Annotated in this window: 12 protein-coding genes; 3 read left to right on the top strand and 9 right to left on the bottom strand. The window is 63.6% G+C overall.

What is annotated here, in order from left to right; translation table 11 throughout:
• Nucleotides 1-2 precede the first annotated feature (2 nt).
• On the top strand, nt 3-740 hold the full coding sequence (locus tag YQ44_RS23865) for an AIM24 family protein (RefSeq protein ID WP_071325498.1): 738 nt from the start codon (nt 3-5) through the stop codon (nt 738-740).
• Between the two features lie 137 nt (nt 741-877).
• Here the strand turns inward: YQ44_RS23865 and YQ44_RS23860 are convergent, their stop codons facing one another.
• Nucleotides 878-1,675 (bottom strand): enoyl-CoA hydratase, encoded by a 798-nt coding sequence (locus YQ44_RS23860; RefSeq protein WP_071325497.1) that lies wholly within the window; start codon nt 1,673-1,675, stop codon nt 878-880.
• Between the two features lie 42 nt (nt 1,676-1,717).
• Nucleotides 1,718-2,338 (bottom strand): head GIN domain-containing protein, encoded by a 621-nt coding sequence (locus tag YQ44_RS23855; protein WP_071325496.1) that lies wholly within the window; start codon nt 2,336-2,338, stop codon nt 1,718-1,720.
• 179 nt (nt 2,339-2,517) lie between these two features.
• On the opposite strand from YQ44_RS23855, the gene YQ44_RS23850 reads away from it, so the two are divergent.
• Entirely contained in the window at nt 2,518-3,075 is a 558-nt protein-coding gene (locus YQ44_RS23850; RefSeq protein WP_071325495.1) for a flavin reductase family protein, read from the top strand.
• Between the two features lie 101 nt (nt 3,076-3,176).
• Here YQ44_RS23850 and gdhA read toward each other — a convergent pair whose 3' ends face one another.
• The 4 genes from gdhA to YQ44_RS23830 all read right to left on the bottom strand — a co-directional run bounded on the left by gdhA (nt 3,177) and on the right by YQ44_RS23830 (nt 8,434).
• On the bottom strand, nt 3,177-4,520 hold the full coding sequence (gene gdhA / locus YQ44_RS23845; protein ID WP_071325494.1) for an NADP-specific glutamate dehydrogenase: 1,344 nt from the start codon (nt 4,518-4,520) through the stop codon (nt 3,177-3,179).
• 387 nt (nt 4,521-4,907) lie between these two features.
• A complete protein-coding gene (locus tag YQ44_RS23840) occupies nt 4,908-6,155 on the bottom strand; it encodes a DUF819 family protein (protein WP_071325493.1) in 1,248 nt (415 codons plus the stop codon).
• Nucleotides 6,156-6,338: 183 nt separating this feature from the next.
• Nucleotides 6,339-7,700 carry a prephenate-dependent tRNA uridine(34) hydroxylase TrhP gene (gene trhP, locus YQ44_RS23835; protein WP_071325492.1) on the bottom strand — a complete coding sequence of 454 codons (1,362 nt, stop codon included), beginning with the start codon at nt 7,698-7,700 and terminating at the stop codon, nt 6,339-6,341.
• Nucleotides 7,701-7,795: 95 nt separating this feature from the next.
• Nucleotides 7,796-8,434, bottom strand: coding sequence for a TetR/AcrR family transcriptional regulator (locus YQ44_RS23830; protein ID WP_071325491.1), 639 nt, complete (start codon nt 8,432-8,434; stop codon nt 7,796-7,798).
• Between the two features lie 105 nt (nt 8,435-8,539).
• Between YQ44_RS23830 and YQ44_RS23825 the strand changes: the two genes are divergently transcribed.
• Nucleotides 8,540-9,760, top strand: a complete 1,221-nt coding sequence (locus YQ44_RS23825) for a TCR/Tet family MFS transporter (RefSeq protein WP_071325490.1) — start codon at nt 8,540-8,542, stop codon at nt 9,758-9,760.
• Here the strand turns inward: YQ44_RS23825 and YQ44_RS23820 are convergent.
• The 3 genes from YQ44_RS23820 to YQ44_RS23810 all read right to left on the bottom strand — a co-directional run bounded on the left by YQ44_RS23820 (nt 9,757) and on the right by YQ44_RS23810 (nt 15,022).
• Complete coding sequence (locus tag YQ44_RS23820; protein WP_071325489.1) at nt 9,757-10,002, bottom strand: DUF1059 domain-containing protein; 246 nt, start codon at nt 10,000-10,002, stop codon at nt 9,757-9,759. The two genes, YQ44_RS23825 and YQ44_RS23820, sit on opposite strands and share 4 nt — an antisense overlap.
• Before the next feature lie 71 nt (nt 10,003-10,073).
• The gene (locus YQ44_RS23815) at nt 10,074-12,455 is read right to left on the bottom strand and encodes an acyl-CoA dehydrogenase (RefSeq protein WP_071325488.1); all 2,382 of its coding nucleotides are present in this window, start codon (nt 12,453-12,455) and stop codon (nt 10,074-10,076) included.
• A 221-nt stretch (nt 12,456-12,676) separates the two neighbouring features.
• Nucleotides 12,677-15,022, bottom strand: coding sequence for a PKD domain-containing protein (locus tag YQ44_RS23810; protein ID WP_156894967.1), 2,346 nt, complete (start codon nt 15,020-15,022; stop codon nt 12,677-12,679).
• Nucleotides 15,023-15,177: the final 155 nt, after the last annotated feature.

The following is a 15,177-nucleotide window of genomic DNA, read 5'->3' as shown; positions in this document are numbered from 1 at the left end:
CCATGACGATTTACACCCCCGATACCTTGCCGAAAAACGATAACCTGAACCGTTTTTCGTATGTCATCGACGTCAAGGAACAGATCTTCATTCGCAAGGGCAAGATGATCGCCTTCTATGGCGAACTGCGCTTCGAAGCCATGGGCAGCAGCGTGCTCGACCTGATCGTGCGCAATGCCTTCAATGCGCCGAAATACATCCACCACTTTGTCGTGGCGCAAGGGCAGGGCCAATTGATCCTCGGCGACAATGGCAACGACCTGGCTTGCTATGACCTGGACAATGCCAACATGACCATCCGCGCGAAAAACCTGCTGGGGTTTACGAAGGATGTGATTTGCCAGGAATCGACCCTGCCCGGCTACCTCACCATGATCGGCACGGGTAAGGTGATCGCCTCGTCGAACGGCCCCGTGCACTTCCTCGAACTGCCGTGCCGCGTCGACGAGCAGGCCGTGCTGGGCTGGGCCGATTGCCCGAGCCCCTCCTACCATTACGATTACGCCCACGTGCAGGGCTGGGCCTCGGCGGCCGGCGCGCTGACGGGATTTACCCTGTCGGGCGAGGAAAAGCAGATCGACTTCACGGGCGCCGGCACGGTGCTGGTGCAGTCGTCCGAGCTGGACGTGACGGGCAGCTCCACCCTGATGCAGCTGCTGTCGCAATTGCCGCTGCTGGGCAAGGAAGACCTGGGCAAGCTGAGCCTGTCCGTGCAGCAGCAGATGAAGGACGGCCGTTAAGCGCACGAAGTCCAGGCGTCCCTGACAGCACCGTCGCGGGCGGAAGGGAGGGGCGGCCGGTGCTGGAGCACGGGGCCGCCGAGGCAGTGCGCATCGCAGGCTGCCTATGCCGACGCGCAGCAGCTGCGGTCAGGTATTCACGGCCGCGCCCAGCCGGGCGGCCGCTTTTCCAAAAAGGCCGTGACGCCTTCCTCCGCATCCTCTTCCATCATATTGCGCGCCATCACGTCACCCGCATACGCATACGCGTCGTCCAGCGGCAGCTGGCGCTGGCGGTAGAACATGGCCTTGCCGTAGCGGATGGCCGTCGGGCTTTTCGCCATGATCTGCTGCGCCAGGCGCGCCACGGCGTCGTCGAGCGCCGCGTCGGCCACCGTTTCGTTAATCAGGCCCCAGTCGGCTGCCGTGTCGGCGTCGATGAAGCGGCCCGTCACCAGCATGTCGAAGGCCCGCTTGCTCGACACGTTGCGCGACAGGGCCACCGATGGCGTGGCGCAGAACAGGCCCACGTTGATACCGGAGACGGCAAAGCGGGCCGATGCGCCAGCCACGGCCAGGTCGCAGCTGGCCACCAGCTGGCAGCCGGCCGCCGTGGCGATGCCATGCACGCGGGCGATGACGGGCACGGGCAGGGCCTGGATCGCCTGCATCACGCGCGAGCATTGGGCGAACAGGGTTTGATAGTACGCAAGCTGGCGCGTGGCCTGCATCTGGCGCAGGTCATGGCCCGCGCAAAAGGCTTTGCCTTCGGCCGCCAGCACCACGCAGCGCACGTGCGGCTGGCCGGCGATGAGGTCGAGTTCCGCCTGCAACGCCGCCAGCATGGCTTCGGACAGGGCGTTGAACTGCAGCGGGCGGTTCAGGCGCAGGGTGACGAGGCCGTCCTCGTCCTCGCGCAGCACGAGCGGCGCCTCGGTATCCGGTGTTGCGGTCATGCGGTCTCCAGTGGCCTGATGGCCTTGTTTTTTCAGGAAAGCTTACTTGGCGGCGTTGACGCTGCCGATGCCGGCGATCGACTTGTGCACGATCTTCGGCTTGCCGTAATAGGTGAGTTCGCCCATGCCGCGCACGACGGCGTTCAGTTCGCCCGAGGAATACACCTTGACGGAGCCGATGCCCTCGAAATTGACGTCGACGTTTTTCGCCAGCAAGGCTTTCGTATCGACTTCGCCCACGCCTTGCGCCTTCAGGCGCAGCCAGTCGACCTGGCCATCGGCGGCCAGGCGGCCCGCGCCCTTGTAGCTGATATCGACGCGTGGACCATTGAGCTTGGTCAATATCTTCTCGCCCGCGCCTTCCGCGATCAGCTTGCGCAAGGTCGGCATGGTGATGATGACGCGCGGATCGCCCTCCGTTTTCTTGATGTTCTTGTCCTTCATCGAGATTTTCAGTTCGCCATCGACCACTTCCGTGATGACGCCGCTGAGGAACTTCTGGTCGCCGCGCAGCAGCAGGCTCTGCTCCTTGCCCGATTCGACTTCAATGCTGATGGGGCCGCGGATATCGATGGCATTGAAGGCGCCCACGGCGCGCGTCTGCTCGTCGGCATGGGCGAGGGAAGCAAGGGAGAGGACGGACAGCAGGAACAGATGGCGCATGGCGATTTCCTTGTATAGTTGATCAGTGTATTCTAGGGCGCAAGTTCTCCCGCAGGGAGAAATTTGCGATGAACTGCACAAATCGCGGCATGGAAGAGACAAGGCCGCCGCTGGCCTGCCGCGCGCCCGGCATGGCGCCATTGGTCTATGCTATGGCCTACCAAGTCCAGGAAGACTAGATGAAAAATTACCACAAAGAAGATTATCCCGTCGCCGACATCCGCCGCTTCCTCGAACCGGGGCCGGTGGTGCTGGTCAGTTCCACGTGGAAGGGCGAGAGCGATGTCATGACCATGGGCTGGCACATGCTGATGGAATTTACGCCATCCTTGCTCGGCTGTTTCATTTCCGACGCCAATCACAGCTATGAAATGATCAAGCGCAGCATGGAATGCGTGATCAACCTGCCGACGGCCGACATGGTCGACCAGGTGGTGGCTATCGGCAATTGCAGCGGCGCCGACACGGACAAGTTCACGGCCTTCGGCCTGACGCCGCAGCCGGCCGAGCAGGTGGGCGCACCGCTGATCGCCGAGTGTTACGCGAACTTCGAATGCAAGCTGGCGCAGGTGGCGGGCAACCCGAAAGGGGGCTTCTTCATCTTCGAGTGCGTGAAGGCCCACGTGGCCACCTCGCCCAAGCTGCCCGAAACCCTGCATTACCGCGGCAATGGCGAGTTCATGGTGTCGGGCCGCACGATCAGCCGCAAGAGCCTGATGAAGCCCGAAATGTCGTAGGTCGGACTAGCGCGGCAACGCCGCGCGTAATCCGACGTCACCACTGGCCGCGCCAGCAAGGTTGTCGGATGACGGCGCCTTGCGCCTAATCCGACCTACGCTCAGATGACCCCTTGCGCCAGCATCGCATCGGCCACTTTCACGAAACCGGCGATATTCGCCCCATCCACATAGCTGACGGAACCATCGGCGCGCGTGCCGTACTGTTTGCACGCGGCGTGGATGCCTTGCATGATCTGCAGCAAGCGGGCATCGACTTCCTCGCGCGGCCACGACATGCGCGCCGCGTTCTGGCTCATTTCCAGGCCTGACGTCGCCACGCCGCCCGCATTGCTGGCCTTGCCCGGCGCATACAGCACGCCGGCCGCCTCGAAGGCCTTCGCCGCTTCGATGGTGGTGGGCATGTTGGCGCCTTCGGCCACGCACTGCACGCCGTTGGCGATGAGACGGCGCGCATCGTCGATGCCCAGCTCATTTTGCGTGGCGCAGGGCAGGGCGATGTCGACCGGGACATGCCATGGCGATACGCCCGCCTCGAAGCGGGTGCCCGTGCGTTCGGCGTAGTCGCTGACGCGGCCGTACAGGTGGTTCTTGATCTCCATCAAGATGGCCAGCTTTTCCGGCGTGAAACCTTCCTCGTCGATGACGGTGCCGCTCGAATCGGACAGGGTCACCACCCTGGCGCCCATGGCCATGGCTTTTTCCACCGCGTATTGCGCCACGTTGCCCGAACCGGAGACGGAGACGCGCATGCCTTCGAACGAGCGGCCGCGCGTTTTCAGCATTTCCTCGGCAAAATACACGGTGCCGTAGCCCGTCGCTTCCGGGCGCATCAGCGAGCCGCCGAAGCTGGCGCCCTTGCCCGTGAATACGCAGTCGGCGCGGTTGCTGAGTTTTTTCATCATGCCGGCCATATAGCCCACTTCGCGTCCGCCCACGCCGATGTCGCCGGCAGGCACGTCCGTATCCGATCCCACGTGGCGGAACAGTTCGCTCACGAAGGCCTGGCAGAAGCGCATCACTTCGCCCGGGCTCTTGCCCTTCGGATCGAAGTCGGAACCGCCCTTGCCGCCGCCCATCGGCAACGTCGTCAGCGCATTCTTGAACGTCTGCTCGAAGGCGAGGAATTTCAGCACGGACAGGGTGACGGACGGGTGGAAGCGGATGCCGCCCTTGTACGGCCCGATGGCCATGCTGTGCTGGATGCGGTAGCCGCGATTGACTTGCACCTGGCCATGGTCGTCGACCCACGAGACGCGGAACATGACCACGCGTTCCGGCTCGATCAAGCGTTCCAGCAAGCCTTGTTCCGCGTATTTCGGGTGCTGTTCCAGGAACGGCCACAAGCTCTCCATGACTTCGGTGACGGCTTGCAGAAACTCGGGTTGACCTGGATTGCGTGCGGCGACATGCTGGACATACTCGTGAGCAGATGCGTATTTCATCAGAATTCCATGGAGGTAATCGGTTATTTGGGCAACTATCATCGCAGATTTCGCACAAAAATAGTGCGGAAATTTGGTTTTGAGGGGTTTCTGCTACATTGTGGGGCGTTTTCCGCGGGCTTCTGCGGCCGCTGCAAGGGGAACTGGTCTGCCTGGAAACACTACCAAGTGACGCTGCCGTTTCGGCGTCACGCGAAGGCTGGCGCACGCCATGGCGCGCCGTTATCGCCATGTGGCGCTACCGGCGGTTACTGCCGCCATCGGGCGAGAGGCGCGCGCTTGCACGCAGCGGTCGCCGCCATATCCCGTGCAGAAATGACAACGCCAGCCCGCAGGCTGGCGTTGTCGCGTCTCATGCAGCTTGTCTGGCACACGCCAGGACCGCTATCAGCCCGCCATGCTGCGCAGGATCAAGCCCGTGATGTAGGCGCCATAGGTACCCAGCGCGTAGCCGAGCACGGCCAGCAGCACGCCGACGGGGGCCAGGGACGGGTGGAAGGCGCTGGCGATGACGGGAGCCGAGGCGGCGCCGCCGATGTTCGCTTGCGAGCCGACGGCCATGAAGAACAGGGGCGCGCGGATCAGCTTGGCGACGAGCAGCATCAGGCCGCCGTGCACGGCGATCCAGATCAGGCCCAGCAGGAAAAGGAAGGGCTTGTCGAACAGGGCTTTCAAGTCCATGTGCATGCCGATGGTGGCCACCAGCACGTACAGCATGGCCGAGCCGATGGTCGACGCGCCCGCGCCTTCCAGGCTGCGCGCCCGGGTAAAGCTCAGCAGCAAGCCGAAGGTGGTGGCGAGCACGACGATCCAGAAGAAGGTCGACGTCAGGCTGTAATCCTGCAGGCGCCATGCGGCCGGCAGGGTGCTGATCCAGCTGATGATGGGGCCGGCGAGGAAGTGCGACAGGCCCGTCACGCCCAGGCCGACGCCGAGGATGATCATGATGTCGGTGAGGTTGGCAACGCGCGCGTGCTGGGCGCGGTAGCTTTCGATGCTGTCCTTGAGCGCATTGATGGCCGTCAGGTCGGCACCGGTCCAGCGGTCGAAGGCGCCCGCGCGGCCGGCCAGGAACAGCAGCACGGCCGTCCAGACGTTGGCCACCAGCACGTCGACGGCGACGAACTGGCCAAACAGGGTGGCGTCCACTTCAAACACTTCCTTCATGGCGGCCTGGTTGGCGCCGCCGCCTATCCATGAGCCGGCCACGGTGGTCATGCCGCGCCACGTGTCGCCGGCCACGGTTTCCGGATGGATCAGGCGCAGTGCTTCGAACGAGACGAGGGCGCCCAGCATCACGCCCAGTGTTCCTGTGAGAAACATGATGATGGCCTTGGGGCCGAGGCGGATGATGCCGCCGAAATCGATGGCCACGCACAGCAGCACCAGCGCGCTGGGCAGCAGGTAGTCGCGCGCCACGGCGTACAGGCCGGAAGCGTTGCCGTCGATGATGCCAAACGTGTTGAGCAACGCCGGTATCAGGTAGCACATCAGCAGCGAGGGGATATAGGTGTAGAACTTTTTCCAGAAGCCGTCGGAGCGGGCGGCCGTCCAGAAGACGCCTCCCAGGGTCATGGCGAGCAGGCCGAGGACGACGGCGTCATTGGTGATCAGGGCGGTAGTGGCAGGTGGCATCGGGGATTCCGGTGAACGTGTCAGGGACGCACCGGGTGCCGATAACGGCCCCGGGCGCAGGGTGGCCGTATCGTATAGCAATGTTGAAGCCTAAACAAATTATTTAGGCAGTGCCAGGCGGAATTTTTCTTGTCAAATCAAACACTTACAAACTGGTCGCCACCCCGCGCCGCCGACTGGCGGTTACAAATAACGGGCCAGCAAGGCCTTGTCCAGCGCCCCGTCGAGTTCGATGCGCACGAAGTGGCCGCTGCCGGGCGCCACGCGGATCTCGCTGCCGTCATCGCTGAGCATGCGGGTAATGGTGACGTCGCGGTTGCCTCCCGGATGCACGGCCTCGAGGCGGTCGCCCACGGCGAAGCGGTTTTTCACTTCCACCCTGGCCCAGCCGTCCGTCACGCCCAGCACGTCGCCCACGTACTGGCTGCGATCCGCCTCGGAGGCGCCGCGCATGTAGTTCTGGTGCGTCTGCGTGTGGTGGCGCTGGTAGAAACCGTCCGTGTAGCCGCGGTTGGCCAAGCCTTGCAGCTGGCCCAGGAGACCGATGTCGAAGGGGCGGCCCGCCACCGCGTCATCGATGGCCTGGCGGTACACCTGCGCCGTGCGCGCCGCGTAGTACAGCGACTTGGTGCGGCCCTCGACCTTCAGCGAATCGACGCCGATGGCGACCAGGCGTTCGATATGTTCGACGGCGCGCAAGTCCTTCGAGTTCATGATGTAGGTGCCGTGCTCGTCTTCGATTATCGGCATCAGCTGGCCCGGGCGCTGCGCTTCCTCGATCAGGTAGGGCTGGTCGGCCAACGGGTGGCGCGGCTGCTGGTGCAGGGCGGAAAACGCGTTGTTGTCGGCCTCGGCCAGCGCCTGATGAAATTCCAGCGGCACCACCTGCATGCCGCCGAGGTCGCCGCTGGCGTCTTCCGCGGCATTTTTCACCTTGTAATCCCAGCGGCAGGAATTCGTGCACGTGCCCTGGTTCGGGTCGCGGTGGTTGAAGTAACCGGACAGCAGGCAGCGGCCCGAATAGGCGATGCACAGGGCGCCGTGGACGAACACTTCCAGTTCCATTTCCGGGCAGCGCTGGCGGATTTCCTCGATCTCGTCGAGCGACAGCTCGCGCGACAAAATCACGCGCGTCAGGCCCATGCGGTGCCAGAACTTCACGTCGGCCCAGTTGACGGCGTTCGCCTGCACGGACAGGTGGACGGGGATCTCCGGCCACTTGTCGCGCACCATCATGATCAGGCCGGGATCGGCCATGATCAGCGCGTCGGGCCGCATGGCGATCACCGGTTCCATGTCGCGCAGATAGGTCTTCAGCTTGGCGTTGTGGGCGAAGATATTGCTGGCGACAAAGAACTGCTTGCCGCGCGCATGCGCGCCATCAATTCCCTCCTGCAAGGCTTGCAAGGTCGAAAAATCATTATTGCGCACGCGCAAACTGTAGCGGGGCTGGCCCGCATAGACGGCATCGGCGCCAAAGTCGAAGGCGGCGTGCATCTTGGCAAGCGAGCCGGCAGGCAGGAGGAGTTCGGGAGCGTGGCGCATGGGCGAAGGGCAAAGCCGGCGATTGTAGGCGGGCTGGCGCCGTGGCGCCTTGCCTGGCGTCAAGGAATTGCCATTCCGCGCCGATGCTGGACTTCTCAGGCGTAAGGCGTGCCCGCCATGGCCGCGTCGAGGCCGGCATGGCCCCGTTCCACGATGGCGAGAAAAAGGCTTTTCGCCTGCTGCGCGTCGCCATGCTGGCGGAAGGCCCGGTGCGCCTCGATGAGGGCCGTGCTCCAGGTGGCCAGCAGCAGATGCGCCGCCAGCTGGGCCTGGGGATCGTGCGCCTCGCTCTGCGTGCTCTCGGCCAGCGCCGTCGCCACCACTTGCGCCAGCTCGTCGCGGATCGCCCGCGCCCGCGCTTTCAAGGTGTCGCTGCCCGCGATGGTGGCAATAAAACCCTGGCCGGCGGCGGAAAACGTGATGTAGGGACTGTCTTCGGCCACCAGCCGGTGCGCCAGCAGGCGCAGGGTGTCGAGGGGCGCCACGGCGGGATCGCGCTGGCGCAAGGCGGCGCGCAGCAGTTCGCGGCCTTCTTCCTCGCGGTCGAAGAACATGTCTTCCTTGCGCGGGAAGTGGTTGAACACCGTCATGCGCCCCACGCTGGCCGCCGCCGCGATCTCGTCCACCGTCACCTGGTCGAAACCGCGCACGAAGAACAATCGCGTGGCGACATTCGAGATGGCTTGCCGTGTGGCAAGGCGTTTGCGGGAGCGGAGGTCGGAAGGAATCGTCATGTTGCCGCGATCATACACGAAGTGTACTGAGTACAGATAACGCTTGATGGCACGGCAAGGCTGGGTATACTATTTATGTACTGAGTACATATTTAGATTGAGTATATGAAATTATCCATTTCCGTGGCGGCGCTGCCTGTCATCTTCGCCACCGTCGTGCTCGACGCCGTCGGCATCGGCCTGATCTTTCCCATCTTGCCCGCGCTGCTGCGCGACGTCACGCATGCCGACAACGTGGCGCCCTACATCGGCGTCATGACGGCCCTGTATGCGTTGATGCAATTTGTTTTCGCGCCCGTGCTGGGCGCGCTGAGCGACCGTCTGGGCCGGCGGCCCGTGCTGCTGCTGTCGCTGGCCGGAGCGGCCGTCAACTACCTGTTTCTCGCCTTTGCACCGAGCCTGTGGATGCTGTTGCTGGGGCGCGCCATCGCCGGGCTGACGAGCGCCAACGTTTCCGTGGCCACCGCCTACATCACGGATATTTCCGCAGAAGAAACGCGGGCGCGCCGTTTCGGCTTGCTCAACGCCATGTTCGGCGCGGGCTTCATCATCGGTCCCGTGCTGGGCGGCGCACTCGGCGACTACGGCTTGCGCCTGCCGTTCATGGCGGCGGCCGCGTTGAACGGTTGCAACTTGCTGCTGGCCTGGTATCTGCTGCCCGAATCACGCCACCCCTCGCGCACGCCGACGCGCGGGACGTTCGACCTGGCGGCGCTGAATCCCTTGCGGCCGCTGCGCTGGGTGTTTTCAGACAAGAGCTTGCTGCCGATCACCGTCATCTTCTTTACCTTCAGCGCGGCCGGCGAAGTGTATGGCGTGTGCTGGGCGCTGTGGGGCCACGACGCCTTCGCATGGAACGGGCTGTGGATCGGCCTGTCGCTGGGCGCATACGGCGTGTGCCAGGCGCTGGCCCAGGCCTTCTTGCCCGGCCCGGCCGTGAAACTGCTGGGCGAGCGCGCCACCATCCTGGCGGGCCTCGCCTGCGCCTGCCTCGCCTTGGTCGTCATGGCGTTCGCCAGCCAAAGCTGGATGATCTTTGCCATCATGCCCGTGTTCGCCCTGGGCGGCATCGGCGCGCCAGCCCTGCAATCGCTGGCGACGCGCCAGGTCGATGAAGGCCTGCAAGGGCAGTTCCAGGGCGTGCTGGCCTCGGCCGTGAGCCTGGCGTCGGTCTTCTGTCCGCTGGTGTTTTCCAGCATCTATTTTGGCGTGAGGGCGCACTGGCCCGGCGCGATCTGGCTGTCGGTGATCGCCGTGTATGTGGCCCTCGTGCCCCTCGTGCTGGGCTTGCGCCTGCAGAAGCCGGCGGCGGCCCCCGCTGGCTAGTGCGCGTGCGAGGCGCCGCTGCTGCCGGCCTGCCCGCTCATGGGCAGATGTTCGGGCGGCATGCCATCCTTGAACATCTGACGCAGCTGCTGGCGCAGCGCCGGCGTATCCTGGTGATGGTGTACCGAGACGGCGTGCTCTACCGCAATGCCCAGCAGCTCTTCCTCGCTGTCGGCCGAGATGGCCACCGAGCAATGCATGTCGCTAGGGAATTCCCGGCAATCGATGAATTTGCGTGTCATGATCGACTCCTTTCTGAATTGAGCGGGCACCGCACCCGCTCAATTCAGTATAGGCCGCAAACCAGCGAGGCCTAGGCCGCGCGGCTCTCGCCAGCCGGTTCGTCATCCAGCCGGTGCGCGGCGCCGCCGCCCTGTGCCTGCGGCGCCGCAGCGGGCGGAAAATCATCGACCTGGATCAGGCCATCGACCAGGCGCGCAAATTCCAGCAAGGTGTTGTGCTCCTGGCAGCTGACCGAGCTTGCCGCCTTGGCCGCCGCCAGCCACTGCTGCATGGCGTGCAGGCTTTGCGGCAGGTGCCTGAGGGCCGCACCTTCGGGCGTGTCTTTCAGGCGTTTTTCGATGTGCAGCACGTCCGGCAGCAAGGCCAGCGCCCGCTCGGCGCAGGCCAGCGGATCGCCGCCGTGGCTACCCTCGCTGGCGACATGGCCATCGGCCAGCAGGCGTTCGCGGTCGGCGCCGGCCGTTTGCATGGCGTGCGCCACCGCGCTGCCGAGTTCATCGGATGGCGGGCGGTGGGGCAGGCCGACGGGGAACAGCAGCACGCGCAGCAGCGCGGCCAGCACGCGCGCGGGGAAATTCTCGAGCACGCCCGTCAAGCCCTGCTGCGCCTTGAGCAGCGCGTCCTGCAGCGCCCAGTGCGCGTAGGGCAGGTCGGCCGGCGGCCTGCCATCGTCCTCGTAGCGCTTCAGCACCGCCGAGGCCAGGTACAGTTGCGACAGCACGTCGCCCAGGCGCGCGGACAGGCGCTCGCGCCGCTTGAGTTCGCCGCCGAGCACGAACATCGACATGTCCGTCATGACGGCAAACGCCGTCGACAGCCGCGTCAGGGCGCGGTAATAGGGCGCCAGCTCGGGCGCGCCGGCAGCGGGCACGGCGGCCAGGCGCGCGCCGCCCAGCCCGTACCACAGCCCTCGGGCCAGGTTGCCCAGCACAAAGCCGACGTGGCCAAAGAAGGCCGCGTCGAAATCGCGCAGCGCCTTGGCGTGGTCGCTTTCGCCCACGGCGGCCATTTCCCGGAGCACATACGGATGCGCGCGGATGGCGCCCTGGCCGAAGATGATCAGGCTGCGGGTGAGGATGTTGGCGCCTTCGACGGTAATCGCGATGGGAATCTGCTGGTAGGCGCTGGCGAGGAAATTGTTGGGACCGATGCAAATGCCCTTGCCGCCGAGAATATCCATGCCGTCATTGACGAGCGCGCGGCCCCGTTCCGTGACGTGGTATTTGACGATGGCGGAAATCACGGCCGGCTTCTCGCCCAGGTCGACGGCGTGCGCGGCCAGCGTGCGCGCCGCATCCATCAAGTACAGATTGGCGCCCATGCGGGCCAGCGCTTCCTGCACCCCTTCGAATTTGCCGATCGGCATGTTGAACTGGCGTCGCACGGCCGCATACGCGCTGGTGCCGCGCACGGCCATCTTGCCCATGCCGACGCTGGACGAGGGCAGCGAAATGGCGCGCCCGGCTGCCAGGCATTCCATCAGCATGCGCCAGCCCTTGCCCACTTGCGCCTGGCCGCCGATGACCCAGTCGATGGGAATGAAGACGTCCTGGCCCGAGGTGGGACCGTTCTGGAATACGGCATTGAGCGGGTGGTGGCGGCGTCCGATCACGACGCCGTCGTGGCTGGCGGGAATCAGGGCGCAGGTGATGCCGGGAGTGTCGTCCCCGGAGAGCAGGTGGTCGGGGTCGCTGGTCTGGAATGCCAGCCCCAGCAAGGTCGCCACGGGCGCCAGCGTGATGTAGCGCTTGTTCCAGCTGAGGCGGAAACCCAGGGTGGGACGCCCTTCATGCATGCCCATGCACGCCACGCCCAGGTCGGGGATGGCGGCCGCATCGGAACCCGCATACGGGCTGGTCAGCGCAAAGCAGGGAATTTCGACGCCGGCGGCCAGGCGCGGCAGGTAATAATCCTTCTGTTCCTCGGTGCCATAGTGCAGCAGCAGTTCGGCCGGTCCCAGCGAATTGGGCACCATCACGCTGACGGCCAGCGCCGAGCAGCGGCTCGACAGCTTCATCACCACTTGCGAGTGCATGTAGGCGGAGAATTGCTTGCCGCCATATTGTTTGGGGATGATCATGCCGAGGAAACCGTGTTCCCGCATGTAGGTCCAGGCCTGGGCCGGCAAGTCTTGCTCCTGCTGGGTTTCCCAGTCGTTGACCAATTCGCACAGCCGCTCGACGTCGTGGTCGAGAAAGTGGCGTTCCTCGGCAGTGAGCGAGGCGCGTCCATAGGCGAGCAGCTTGGACCAGTCGGGCCGGCCGGAAAACAGGTCCGCATCCCACCACGTGGTGCCCGCCTCGAGCGCGTCGCGTTCCGTGTCCGACATGGTGGGCAGGATGCGATTGAACAGCGCCAGCAGGCGCGGGGTGAGCAGGGCGCGGCGCGCGGGGCCGGGCGCGAAGAGTAGAAGCAGGCCCAGCAGGGCCACCAGCAGAGCAATCTTGAGCATGCGATATCTCCCTGTGTAATAGGAACAGGGTAGGCCGATCTGCCGAATGTTACTGTGCGGTACAGCGCATAGGGGCGATGCCGGGCAGCTTTCTCAGCCGAGGAGGCGATCAGTTAACCTGTCAGGATAAAAGACACTTTAATTCGAGAACGCCAACCGGTCCGGATTGGCGTTACTTCTAATGCTGCCGGGGTGGCATAGGACACTTGCCTCCCCAACCGTTATTTAACGGTGAAGCCGCCCTCGTATCCGCCATTCGTGCTGGTATATCCAGACACATCACGAAACGCTGTCGAGACAACTTTCCATATCCCACCTTTGGTTCCTGCGGGTAAGGTCACCGTTGAATTGAAGGTAGCATGTTTCGCATCGCCGGAGACCAGCACCCAGTTGCTATCGATGCGGGGAGTGTCAATTTCCGCGTTATACCAAAAGGGGGAGGGGAGGGCATTGAGATTGATGCCGGTGGTATCCGTCACGGTAACTGTGGCCGTCACCGCTTGACTTGCCTGGGAGACGTCAATGGAGCGGGGGCTCACCGTGATTTCCGAAACGACAGGCCCTGATGTGTCATTGCCTTGCGTGTTTTGCACGCTGAAAGTCACTTGCTGGCCACCATTCATGCTGGTGTATCCTGCCACGTCGAGAAACGCTGGTGAACTCAATACCCATTGCCCATTTTTTGTCTGTGCCGGTATTGTCACAGTCGAACGGAAAGTGGCACGCTTGGCATCGCCGGAAACCAATACCCAGTTGCTATCGATGCGGGTACCGCCGATATCCGCCACGTGATGCCAGTAGGGACTGGGCAGGGCATGGAGATTTATCCCGGTGGCGTCCGTCACGGCGACCGTGGCCGTCACCACTTGACTTGATTGGGAGACCTCAACGAAAGAGGGGCTCACGATGATGTCCGATACGGCAGGTCCCGACGTGTCATTGCCTTGCGTGTTGTGCACGGTGAAACCCTGTTCGTATCCCCCAGTCGTACTGGCATACCCGGCCACGTCACGAAAAGCGGTCGTGCCAATCTCCCATTGCCCGGCTTTGGCGCCTGCAGGGATTGTGATTGTCGAACGAAGAATAGCCTGCTTCGCGTCGCCCGAGAGCAGTACCCATTTGCTATCGATGCGCGTGCCGACCGTATCGGCTACATGGTGCCAATAAGGGCTGGGGAGTGCGCTGAGATTGACACCGGTGGCATCCCGCACGGTGACGGTGGCGCTCACCTGCTGGCTTGTCAGCGAGACGTCGACGTTCGCGGGCGTGACGGTGATGGCCGTGACGGCAGGACCTGCCTTGTCAATCGCGCTGGCGATGATCGCGACCGTTGCGCCTGCACTGCTGACTTTGCCATCGTTGACATTGAGTCTGACGACATACGAGCCCGTTACATCGGCGGTAAATGTAGGCTTGACCGAGGTGGACGAAGACAGGGTCGCCGAGCTGTTCGCCGGTTTGGCCATCAGGTCCCAGGAAAAAGTCAGTGCATCGCCGTTGGCGTCCGAGCTGGCGCTGCCATCGAGTTTGACGACGCTGCCGGAGAAGACGTACTGCGCGGAGCCTGCATTCGCCACGGGCGCCGCATTGGCCGTGCTGGCCGTAATGGTGACAGCTGCCGCGTTGCTGCTGACTTTGCCGTCATGGACAATGACGCTGGCAACATACTCGCCTGCCAAGTCCGCCGTAAAAGTGGGCCGTGCGGAGGTTGGTGCAGACAGGCTTGCCGCGCTGCCTGCCGGTCTGGATTGCAGGGTCCATGCATAGCTTAGCTTGCGCCCTGCATCCGCCGAGCTGGCGCTGCCATCGAGGGTGACAACAGCTCCCGTGAGGACATTTTGTGCAGCCCCGGCCTGGGCAACAGGCGGAACGGCGGCCACCTCGGCGATGATTTGCCTGATATCGTCGGTATGTCGGATCCTGGCCAGCGCGGCCACGACTTGGGTAAGCTGGGCGGCGTTGATTTTTATCCTGAGCGCGTCGAGGAGTTTGTCCTGCATATCTCCGCCGGCTGGATTGCCTTGCGTAGCGGCTTTCAGCGGCGTGGCAATAAAATCAGCGAGCTGGTTCGTGTCGACGATGCCGGCCAGCACCGCGCCTACGTCGCTCTGCGCGGCTTTTACCGTGCTGGCGCTGATTCTGCTGCTGGTAACAGCCGCGTCAAAGGCGGCAAAAGAGACGGAAGGTTCATTCGTCAATACCCTTGCCGTCAGCATTTCGGTCAGCGGTGTAATGTTGGCGGAAGCCGCGCTGCCGCTTCCCAGGGCGAGTGTATGTAATTTTGATCCATCTGCCGGATCGGTGATCTGGAGTAGACAAGGGAGTTTGCCATTGGGGGCCACAAGACTGTAGCTGCCGTCGGCCAGCGTCGTGGTGTTACCTGCGCCTGTCTGGCACTTCGCATTAACAATGGCGCCGGCTATGGCCTTGCCAGTTGCGGCAGTACCGCTGACGGTTACGCTTGTGGAAGTGCCAGGGGGCGGCGGCGAGTCACCACCGCCGCCATTACCACCACCACCGCATGCAGCGAGCATGCACGAACCAAGCGCTATTGCCAGAGTCTTCATCTATTCTATCCATTTTTAATTTTTCAAGTGATGCCTGGTGGCGCCACGCTTGAACGGCCATGCCCCTGCCAGAGTCAGACTGTTAATGGAAAGTATATATCTTTTAGGCAATATTTTGCTTAAAATTCAAGGTGATGAATTGGCATAATGTGTGT

It is taken from the genome of Janthinobacterium sp. 1_2014MBL_MicDiv (assembly GCF_001865675.1).
Taxonomy (GTDB): Bacteria; Pseudomonadota; Gammaproteobacteria; order Burkholderiales; family Burkholderiaceae_D; genus Janthinobacterium.
The sequence above is the reverse complement of the archived record's forward strand: the minus strand, read 5'-3'. Positions and strand labels throughout refer to the sequence as shown.

What these genes read in the sequence shown, in the direction of transcription:
- YQ44_RS23820 (WP_071325489.1), bottom strand. Translation starts at nt 10,002, where the DNA reads ATGACACGCAAATTCATCGATTGCCGGGAATTCCCTAGCGACATGCAT.
- YQ44_RS23850 (WP_071325495.1), top strand. Translation starts at nt 2,518, where the DNA reads ATGAAAAATTACCACAAAGAAGATTATCCCGTCGCCGACATCCGCCGC.
- trhP (WP_071325492.1), bottom strand. Translation starts at nt 7,700, where the DNA reads ATGCGCCACGCTCCCGAACTCCTCCTGCCTGCCGGCTCGCTTGCCAAG.
- YQ44_RS23840 (WP_071325493.1), bottom strand. Translation starts at nt 6,155, where the DNA reads ATGCCACCTGCCACTACCGCCCTGATCACCAATGACGCCGTCGTCCTC.
- YQ44_RS23865 (WP_071325498.1), top strand. Translation starts at nt 3, where the DNA reads ATGACGATTTACACCCCCGATACCTTGCCGAAAAACGATAACCTGAAC.
- YQ44_RS23810 (WP_156894967.1), bottom strand. Translation starts at nt 15,022, where the DNA reads ATGAAGACTCTGGCAATAGCGCTTGGTTCGTGCATGCTCGCTGCATGC.
- YQ44_RS23825 (WP_071325490.1), top strand. Translation starts at nt 8,540, where the DNA reads ATGAAATTATCCATTTCCGTGGCGGCGCTGCCTGTCATCTTCGCCACC.
- YQ44_RS23855 (WP_071325496.1), bottom strand. Translation starts at nt 2,338, where the DNA reads ATGCGCCATCTGTTCCTGCTGTCCGTCCTCTCCCTTGCTTCCCTCGCC.
- YQ44_RS23860 (WP_071325497.1), bottom strand. Translation starts at nt 1,675, where the DNA reads ATGACCGCAACACCGGATACCGAGGCGCCGCTCGTGCTGCGCGAGGAC.
- gdhA (WP_071325494.1), bottom strand. Translation starts at nt 4,520, where the DNA reads ATGAAATACGCATCTGCTCACGAGTATGTCCAGCATGTCGCCGCACGC.
- YQ44_RS23830 (WP_071325491.1), bottom strand. Translation starts at nt 8,434, where the DNA reads ATGACGATTCCTTCCGACCTCCGCTCCCGCAAACGCCTTGCCACACGG.
- YQ44_RS23815 (WP_071325488.1), bottom strand. Translation starts at nt 12,455, where the DNA reads ATGCTCAAGATTGCTCTGCTGGTGGCCCTGCTGGGCCTGCTTCTACTC.